At 62.2% G+C, this 2,249-nt stretch carries 3 protein-coding genes and 1 pseudogene; all 4 read left to right on the top strand.

The genetic code is table 11. The annotated features are described in order from the left end of the window. Nucleotides 1-83: 83 nt before the first annotated feature. The gene (locus H0V34_04100; GenBank protein MBA2490905.1) at nucleotides 84-422 is read left to right on the top strand and encodes a hypothetical protein; all 339 of its coding nucleotides are present in this window, start codon (nucleotides 84-86) and stop codon (nucleotides 420-422) included. After that, nucleotides 422-778 carry an IS66 family insertion sequence element accessory protein TnpB gene (gene tnpB, locus H0V34_04095; GenBank protein ID MBA2490904.1) on the top strand — a complete coding sequence of 119 codons (357 nt, stop codon included), beginning with the start codon at nucleotides 422-424 and terminating at the stop codon, nucleotides 776-778. Before H0V34_04100 ends, tnpB begins: the two co-directional genes overlap by 1 nt. 185 nt (nucleotides 779-963) lie before the next feature. Continuing rightward, nucleotides 964-1,704: pseudogene (locus H0V34_04090) on the top strand (IS66 family transposase). A 26-nt stretch (nucleotides 1,705-1,730) separates the two neighbouring features. Continuing rightward, nucleotides 1,731-2,249, top strand: a 519-nt coding sequence (locus H0V34_04085; GenBank protein MBA2490903.1) for an IS66 family transposase, incomplete at its 3' end; no start/stop codon positions are given.

Here is a 2,249-nt window from a genome sequence, read left to right as displayed (position 1 = left end):
GTAAGCGGTCTATTAACCCCATCTAGTTTTCCAGGCTGATCCTTTGCGAGACTGTGTTCTCGTCCGTCTGAGAGGAGAACACGGTGATGACAGAGAAGGCCAGATCCGCGCTGCCCGCTAAGCTCTGGCCCTGGCATGAGCACGTGTGTGCGTGCCAGGCGAGTGGTCAGACGATGGTCGCCTATGCCAAGGCGCATCGGCTGTCGGTGCAGGCATTCTATCGGGCCAAGGGGCGGCTGGCGCGCTACGGCGCGGATCAACTGCCGCCGCCTGGGTCTTTGTTCCAGCGCGTCGACGTGGTATCGGATTCTCTTCGACTCTCGAGCTGTCGCGTGCACCTCCCGAACGGGGTGGTCGTGGAACTCGGGGTGGAGGAAGCGGCACTCGGGAGAGTGCTGCAGGCGGCGGGCGCGTTGTCATGATGCGGCCTGCTCCCGATCTGCCGGTGGTATATCTCTGTCGTGAGGCGGTGGACTTCCGCAAGGGGCTGTACGCCTTGGCGGTGTTGGTCGAGAGTCAACTCAAGCTCGATCCCTTCTCGGCGCAGTTGTTTGCCTTTCGGAACCGGCGGGCGACGGCGGTGAAGGTGCTCTACTGGGAGCGTAACGGATTCTGTCTTTGGCAGAAGCGTTTGGAAAAGGAACGCTTCCATTGGCCCCGATCGTCCCCGGAGCCCGTTGTGACGATCAACGGGCAGGAGCTCAATTGGCTTTTGGACGGCTACGATATCGCGCGCATGAAACCGCATAAAACTCTTCGTTATGCCTCGGTTTTATAGTGCGTTTCGAGGTGATGGTAGGTTATAATGACGCATGTCATGCGAGGTGCTTGAACTCCCTTCGGACGCTCAAGAGATCGTCGCCCTGCTCACGGAGAAAGACCGCGAAATCGCGCGATTGACCCGCGAGACCGAGCGCCAACAGGCTCGGCTGCAAGCCCCTCCAAGAACAGTTCAACCTCCTCATCGCCAAACGCTTCGGGCGTAGCAGCGAAAAGCGCTCGGCCGATCAGCTTTGGCTCTTCAACGAGGCCGAGGCCACGGCGCCCTGCGATCCGGAGCCGGAAGCAGTCGTCTCCGTCCACCGGCGTGTGCGACCGGGCAGAAAGCCGCTCCCGGCAGCGCTCCCGCGCATCGAGGTGATACACGAGCTCCCGGCCGAGGAGCGGATCTGCACCCACGATGGCGAGGCGCTCGTCGAGATCGGAGAGGAGATCTCCGAGCAACTCGACATCGTCCCGGCACAGGTGCGGGTCCTTCGGCACGTGCGGAAAAAATACGCCTGCCCCCATTGCCAATTGGGCGTCAAGACCGCACCGCTCCCGCCCCAACCCCTTCCCAAGACCATGGCCTCGCCCGGGCTCTTGGCGCATATCGCGGTCGCGAAGTATCAAGATGCCCTGCCACTCCATCGGCAGGAGCACATCCTGAAGCGCATCGGACTCGATCTGCCCCGCGCCACCCTCGCCGCCTGGATGATCAAGCTCGGGATCTGGATCCAGCCTTTGATCAACCTCCTGCAAGATGTGCTGCTCGGCTACGACGTCCTGCAAATGGATGAAACCACCCTGCAGGTGCTAAAGGAACCGGCGAAGCTTCCCCAATCGAATTCCTATCTCTGGGTGCGGCGCGGCGGACCCCCGGATCTCCCCGTCCTTCTCTTCGACTACGATCCCTCCCGAAGTCAGGCGGTGCCACTCAGGCTCTCGAGGGCTATCGGGGCTATGTGCAAGTGGATGGCTATGACGGCTACAACGCCGTCGGCCTGCGATCCGACATCGTCCTGGTCGGCTGCATGGCCCATGCGCGCCGCAAGTTCGACGAGGCGGTCAAGGCCCAGGGAGTCGATCGGGACAACCCCGAGAAGATCGGCAAGGCGATGGAAGGGCTTCGCTACCTCCAAGCGCTCTATCGGATCGAGCGGGAGTGCAAGGGCAGCTCCTCGGAGGAGCGCTACAGCGTGCGGCAGCAAAAGGCCAAGCCCCTCTTCGAGACCCTCCGGGCCTGGCTGGATGCCGCCCTGCCCACGGTGGCCCCGCAGAGCATGACCGGCAAGGCGCTCACCTACCTCCACAACCAATGGCCCAAGCTCATTCGCTACCTCGACGATGGTCGCCTCTCCATCGACAACAACCGGGTGGAGAATGCCATACGGCCCTTCGTCATCGGCCGCCGCAACTGGCTGTTCTCCGATACTGTGCGCGGCGCCCAATCGAGTGCAAACCTGTACAGCCTCATTGAAACCGCCAAG

The organism is Gammaproteobacteria bacterium, assembly GCA_013696315.1.
In the GTDB taxonomy this organism is placed as follows: domain Bacteria; phylum Pseudomonadota; class Gammaproteobacteria; order JACCYU01; family JACCYU01; genus JACCYU01.
This window is presented reverse-complemented; position numbering and strand designations above follow the sequence as displayed.

Bases quoted from the DNA above. Each gene is read 5' to 3' on its own strand.
- tnpB (MBA2490904.1), top strand. From the start codon at position 422: ATGCGGCCTGCTCCCGATCTGCCGGTGGTATATCTCTGTCGTGAGGCG.